Origin of the sequence: Bifidobacterium amazonense (assembly GCF_018555435.2) — a bacterium.
Classification (GTDB): Bacteria; Actinomycetota; Actinomycetes; order Actinomycetales; family Bifidobacteriaceae; genus Bifidobacterium; species Bifidobacterium amazonense.
Genome location: NZ_JAFEJT020000004.1, coordinates 90,201 through 96,405, shown reverse-complemented (window position 1 = coordinate 96,405; position 6,205 = coordinate 90,201). Strand labels below are relative to the sequence as shown.

The following is a 6,205-nucleotide window of genomic DNA, read 5'->3' as shown; positions in this document are numbered from 1 at the left end:
GAATCCTGTCTGGCGCACACCTCTTGCCACAAGAGGTAAAAGAGTGGCGTTGCGCCAGTAGCCCAGCGGATTAGAGCAGCTGACTACGGATCAGCAGGTCGCAGGTTCGAATCCTGTCTGGCGCACACCTCTTGCCACAAGAGGTAAAAGAGTGGCGTTGCGCCAGTAGCCCAGCGGATTAGAGCAGCTGACTACGGATCAGCAGGTCGCAGGTTCGAATCCTGTCTGGCGCACATGAGCCCTTGCGAGCGAATGCTCCCAAGGGCTTTTCCAATATCCGGGCACGTTGACGAGATGTTTGAGCCGTTGGCTGAACATGCGAACATATGTTCGGTAAGATGGGGCGAGATACATCACATACCGCGCGCCGTTGGCTCGACGGTACGGACAACGGAGGCAGTATGGCCAGCAGACACGGGGTATGGGCGACGATGCGCCGCATAGCCGCTTCGGATCGCATCTCCGGGCTCATCATGCTCGGATTCGCCCTGTTGGGACTGGTGCTCGCCAATCTGCCCGCCACCGCCCACCTGTTCGAAGCGGTGGCGGAAACGCATATCGCGGTGCCGCACACCAACATCGATCTGGCTCTCGGCCATTGGGCCCAGGACGGTTTGCTCACCGTCTTCTTCCTGACCGTCGGACTCGACCTCAAACAGGAACTCACCACGGGCTCGCTGGCCAACCCCAAGGCGGCGGCCGTGCCCATGCTGTGCGCGGTCGGCGGCATGCTCGCCCCGCCGGTGCTGTTCCTCGCCGTGATCTCGCTGTTCTCGTGGCTCGGTCCCGGGGAGGCAGGCAGCCTGATCCTCACCACCACCGGCAGTTCGATCCCGTTCGGCGAGATGGCGCATGGATGGGCCGTGCCCACCGCCACGGACATCGCGTTCTCGCTCGCCGTACTGGCCCTGTTCGCCAAAGGGCTTCCCGGCTCGATCCGCGCGTTTCTGATGACGCTCGCCACCGTCGACGACCTGCTGGCCATCATCCTCATCGCCGTGTTCTTCTCCTCGCTCAACGCGTGGTACTGGTTCATCGGCATCGCCGCCTGCTCAGCCGTGTGGTATGTGCTCGTGCGCATGCGGCGCGTGCCGTGGATCGTCGTCGGCGTCATCGGACTGCTCGCATGGGTGATGATGTTCGAGGCCGGCGTGCATCCCACGCTCGCCGGCGTGCTCGTCGGCCTGCTCACCCCCTCCCGTGAGATGTTCGGCGAGGAGACCCCTCGTGCCGAACGCTACGCCGGCAAGCTCCAGCCGTTCTCCGCGCTGCTGGCCCTGCCCGTCTTCGCGCTGTTCGCCACGGGAGTCCATTTCGAGTCGCTCAGCCCCATGCTGCTGCTCTCGCCGCTGGTGATCGCGCTCATGGTCGCGCTCGTCGTCGGCAAGCCGCTCGGCATCCTCGCCACGGCGTGGATCTCGACGCATCTGGCGGGATTGAAGATGGCGAAGGGGCTGCGCGTGCGCGACATGATCCCCGCCGCCTGCGCGTGCGGCATCGGCTTCACCGTCTCGTTCCTGATCGCCTCCCTTGCCTACGCCAATCCGGAGCTTTCCGCGGAGGCCCGATTCGGCGTGCTCGTCGGCTCGCTCATCGCCGCGGGCGTGTCGGGAATCCTGCTCAGCCATCAGTCGAAGCATTGGAAGGAAAGCCATGGCATCCACTGACCATATCCACGAGTCCGACGGCGTCATCGACCATTCCGATGACGCCCGCCACGCAGACGCCCTGCATTGTTTAGGATCCGCCGGAACGTCGCCCCTCGGCGCCACCTATCAGAGCGGCCCGGCCATCATGCGCGGCAATATGATCCCTTCCGACAGCAGCGCCGCGCGACTGCTCAGCGACGACCACGGTCGCGACTGGCTCGACATGGACCCGTGGCGCGTGCTGCGCATCCAATCGGAGTTCGTCGAAGGATTCGACACGCTCGCCGACCTCGGCCCTGCGGTAGGCGTCTTCGGTTCGGCACGCACCAAGCCGGACGATCCGGCATATCAGGCGGCCCGGCGCATGGGCAGGCTCATCGCCGAGCAGGGCATGGCCGTCATCACCGGCGGCGGGCCGGGCATCATGGAGGCCGCCAACAGGGGAGCGGCCGAAGCCGGCGGCAAATCGGTCGGACTCGGCATCGAACTGCCCCGGGAACAGGGACTGAACGGGTACGTCAACCTCGGTCTGAGCTTCCGCTACTTCTTCGTGCGCAAGACCATGTTCGTCAAGTACTCGTCCGGCGTGATTGTCTGCCCGGGCGGCTTCGGCACATTCGACGAGATGTTCGAACTGCTCACCCTGGTGCAGACCCACAAGGCCACGACGATGCCGGTGGTGCTGTACGACTCCGCATACTGGCAGGGCCTGCTCGACTGGCTTAACGGGCCGGTGATGGACCGCGGCATGATCTCCCCGTTGGATCCCAAACTGGTCCGCATCACCGATGATGCGGACGAAGCCGCAAGCATCGCGACCGGCCGCATCTGACCGGCCGGGCCGCTCAGCGTTTGACCGCGACGAGCAGACCCGTGCCGGTCGGTGTGAGCGCCGAATCGAACTGTTCGTCCGATTCGACCAACGACACGAACTCGCGCATGGCGACGGCCTTCTCGCCGCGATCCGCCGGGTTGAGCACGCCGCCGTTCGCCTCCGGCGTCTCCAATGCGAACACGTCGGTGAACGCGATCACGCCATGCCCGCGCAGCAGACGCGGGGCCTGCGCGAACGTGTCCGCGTAGTTCGCGGCATCTCCCGCAACGACGATCAGATCATAGTCGGCACCGTTCAGACGGGGCAGGAACACGCCGGCAGGGGCGTTCACCGCACGCAGACGCGTCGCCGTCCCATCCGACAGTCTGCCGAACAGCGAACGCAGCAACGTGATGCCCTGCGCGGACGAATCGACGGCGGTCAGCTGGCCCGCATTGCCCAGGCCATTGATCAGCTGCAGCGTCTCCACCACGGATCCGGTACCCACCGAAATCACCGAAGTCGCGCCGGTGATCCGAACCAGCGTCGCCAGCCATGCCGCCTGCGCCGCCGAACCCTGCGGAAAACCGGCCTCTTCGGCCTGCACGCGCGCCTGCGCCAACGCCTGCGGCTGCAGGGTGAACGCATGATCCTCCGCGAACTCCCATGCCTTGGCGAGATTCGTATACGATGTCCTGTCCATAACCACCTACTGTAACGAGAAACGGATCACGGCGAACGGTCGCGTCAGCGTTCCTTCACCCGGGCGACGATCTGCCACATCTCCTCGCCGACGTCGATGCCGCGCGGGCACTGCCTCGAACAGGCGCGCACCGACTGGCATGCGGCCACGCCGTCCGCCGTGTCGATAGCGTTCAGGCGCGCCATGGTCGCCGTGTCGCGAGAATCGTTGACGAACCGGGAGGCCGCGATCAGGGCCGCGGGGCCGATGAACGCATCGCCGCCGGCGAACACCGGGCAGCTGCCCTCGCACACGCCGCATGCGATGCAGTTCGTGAGCGTCTCGTATTTGGCGAGCTGCTGCGGGTTCTGCAGGTATTCGAACACGTCCACCTTGCCTTCTCTGGTGGTGGCGAGCACGCCGTCGGCCTGCAGATACGGCTTGAGCTTGCGGATCTGGTCGAGCATCGGGTCGATGTCGGCGATCAGATCACGCTGCACGGGGAACCCGGGCAGGGGAGCGAGCTCGATCACGCCAAGGCCGTCCTCCGCATTGGAGACGTCCGTATCGTCGGCGATGCCGTCTTCCGCGGAACCGGTGTGGCGGAACCCCTCCTCATCGGCCTGCGCGAGCGGGTTCGGATGCTCCGCCCAATCCGCGACGGTGGCCGTGCACAGCAGCGTCGGCGTGCCGTTGATCGCCACCGCGTCCGAACCGCACATGCCATGGCCGCACGAATAACGGAAGGCGAGCGTCGGATCCACGGTGCGCTTGATGGTCAGCAGACAGTCGAGCACCGTGTCCTCGGGACGGACCTGCAGCGTGTACTCCTGCACCCACTGCTTGCCGCGGGGGCGGCGGTTGCGCGACGCACCGCCTCCGAACGGGGAGCCGCCCTTCTTGGCGAACGGGGAGCCGCCGCGCGCGCCGCGGTCTCGCTCCGGGCGCGGCGTGAACCTGTTCACCTTCAGCGTCACCGTGGTCAGCGCATCGTCCATGCCGCTCATACTGCCTCCCTCAACACAAGAATCGACATCATATTGTGCCATAAGCCGTGGCCGGCGCGTTGCCGTCGGTTGCCGCGGCCCCGATCGGATGCGATGTCAGTACGCGCGTGCCTGCGGGGGATAGTCGGCGATATGCACCGGCTGCCACAGCACGCCCCGCTCGCCCTGTTCTTCCGTGTCGGCGGGAGCGTCCGCGGTGCCGCCGGCCAGCGACCGGATCATCGAATGGGCGAGGAAGCGTTCGTCGTCGCGTTCGGGGAAGTCGAGCCGCTTGAGCGAGCCTCGGGATTCGTGCCGTGCGTCGGACGCCCGCAGCACCGCGTCGGCCAGTGCGACAAGATGCCGGGCCTCCCAGATCGCGGTGATCTCCTGATTGAACGCCGCCGTGTCGCTGTGCGCGTGCAGCGACACGGCACGCGGCATGAGCTCGCCGCGCAGCGATCCGAGCGCCTCGCTGATCGTCGTCGCACTGCAGCGGACCGCCACGGCCCGTTCCATGACGCGGCCGAGATCGGCGAGCAGACGATACGGGTTGTCGTTGCCGTCGGAGTCGTCGGGGGAGAGCAGCGAGGCGAGTTCGTCGCCGCGCGACCGGGCGGCGACGTCGACCGCGGCCATGGCCTCCTCGTCCGTCGTGTCCGTGCCGTCGTCCATCGGATCATCCACGGGATGCTCCGCGACGCGCGCGGCCATCGTCTGTCCGGCCCTGGTGCCGAACAGGCATGCGTCGAGCAGCGAGTTGCCGCCGAGACGGTTCGCGCCATGCACGGACACGCACGAGCATTCGCCCGCGGCGAACAGGCCGTCGACGATCGTGCGGCGTCCGCCGGATGCGCCGGCGTCGTCGGAGACGGTCCAGCGGTAGACCTCGCCGTCCGTGGTGATCGGAATGCCGCCCATCGTGTAGTGGGCGGTCGGCTTGACCGGCACCCAATCGTGCGCCGGGTCGATGTTCGCGTACTTGCGCACCGTTTCGACGACCTGCGGCAGGACGGCCTCCATATGGTCGTGGTCGATGCCGGTCATGTCCAGCCACACGCAGTCCCTCGGACCGTCCGGATCCTTCGGATCGGCCACGCCTCGCCCCGCGTCGATCTCGGCCATGATCGAACGGCTCACCACGTCGCGCGCCGCCAGATCGCGGTGCTCCGGCGCATAGTCCTCCATGAACGCCCGGCCGTCCGCATTGCGCAGCACGCCGCCCTCGGCGCGTGCCGCCTCCGACAGGAGGATGCCGGTGTGCGCCAGTCCGGTCGGATGGAACTGCACGAACTCGACGTCCTCCAGCTGCAGACCGGCCGCCAGCGCGAGCGCCATGCCGTCGCCGGTCAGATCCCACGAGTTCGACGTCGTATGGAACAGGCGGCCCGCACCGCCCGTGGCGAGCAGCACGTTGCGCGCGTGAATCGCATGGATCCTGCCCTCATGCGTGTCGTAGGCGACGACGCCGGCGACACGCTCCCCGGTCCCATCCAGCACCAGATCGGTCACATACCATTCTTCGGCGAACTCGACGCCGGCCCCCACGCACTCCTGCCACAATGTGTGCAGGATCTGATGGCCCACTCGGTCGGCCGCATAGGCGGCGCGGCGCACCGGTTCGCCGCCGAAGTCCCGCGTATGCCCGCCGAAGCGGCGCTGCGCGATATGCCCGTCGTCGGTGCGTGAGAACGCGACGCCGCCGCGCTCCAGGTTGATCACCGTCTGGGGCGCGTATTCGGCCAGCAGCTTCGCCGCGTCCTGGTCGACCAGCCAGTCGCCGCCCTTGACGGTGTCGTAGTAGTGCCAACGCCAGTCGTCGGCCTCCGCGTTGCCCAGGCTCGCGGCGATGCCGCCCTCGGCCGAACCGGTGTGCGAGCGCAACGGCTGCAGCTTCGAGATCACCAGGATCTTCGGCTCGACGCCCGCCTCGCGCAGGCCCTGCGCCGCTTCGGACCGCAGCGCCCCCAGCGCGGCGGACAGGCCGGCCGCTCCCGCGCCGACGATCACCGCATCGTACATGTCTTCGATATGCTTCGGACTCATACCCCTGATTGTCGGGACACGTCGGGAC

The 6,205-nt window shown here is 67.0% G+C and carries 5 protein-coding genes and 2 tRNA genes; 4 read left to right on the top strand and 3 right to left on the bottom strand.

Annotated features, from left to right (window positions below; translation table 11 throughout):
* The first annotated feature begins 51 nt into the window (after positions 1-51).
* The 4 genes from JS533_RS02085 (at position 52) to JS533_RS02070 (ending at position 2,481) form a co-directional block, all read left to right on the top strand.
* Positions 52-125: transfer RNA gene (locus tag JS533_RS02085), tRNA-Arg, on the top strand.
* A 34-nt stretch (positions 126-159) separates the two neighbouring features.
* A tRNA-Arg gene (locus tag JS533_RS02080) sits at positions 160-233 on the top strand.
* A gap of 168 nt (positions 234-401) precedes the next feature.
* Complete coding sequence (locus JS533_RS02075) at positions 402-1,667, top strand: Na+/H+ antiporter NhaA (RefSeq protein WP_241512899.1); 1,266 nt, start codon at positions 402-404, stop codon at positions 1,665-1,667.
* A gap of 127 nt (positions 1,668-1,794) precedes the next feature.
* Complete coding sequence (locus tag JS533_RS02070) at positions 1,795-2,481, top strand: LOG family protein (RefSeq protein WP_241512904.1); 687 nt, start codon at positions 1,795-1,797, stop codon at positions 2,479-2,481.
* A 13-nt stretch (positions 2,482-2,494) separates the two neighbouring features.
* Here the strand turns inward: JS533_RS02070 and JS533_RS02065 are convergent, their stop codons facing one another.
* From JS533_RS02065 to JS533_RS02055, 3 genes are all read right to left on the bottom strand, one after another.
* Positions 2,495-3,166: an O-methyltransferase gene (locus JS533_RS02065; RefSeq protein ID WP_241512898.1), complete on the bottom strand. Its 672-nt coding sequence runs from the start codon at positions 3,164-3,166 to the stop codon at positions 2,495-2,497.
* 44 nt (positions 3,167-3,210) lie between these two features.
* Positions 3,211-4,152 carry a succinate dehydrogenase/fumarate reductase iron-sulfur subunit gene (locus JS533_RS02060; RefSeq protein ID WP_420838608.1) on the bottom strand — a complete coding sequence of 314 codons (942 nt, stop codon included), beginning with the start codon at positions 4,150-4,152 and terminating at the stop codon, positions 3,211-3,213.
* A gap of 96 nt (positions 4,153-4,248) precedes the next feature.
* The gene (locus JS533_RS02055) at positions 4,249-6,177 is read right to left on the bottom strand and encodes an FAD-binding protein (RefSeq protein WP_241512897.1); all 1,929 of its coding nucleotides are present in this window, start codon (positions 6,175-6,177) and stop codon (positions 4,249-4,251) included.
* Positions 6,178-6,205: the final 28 nt, after the last annotated feature.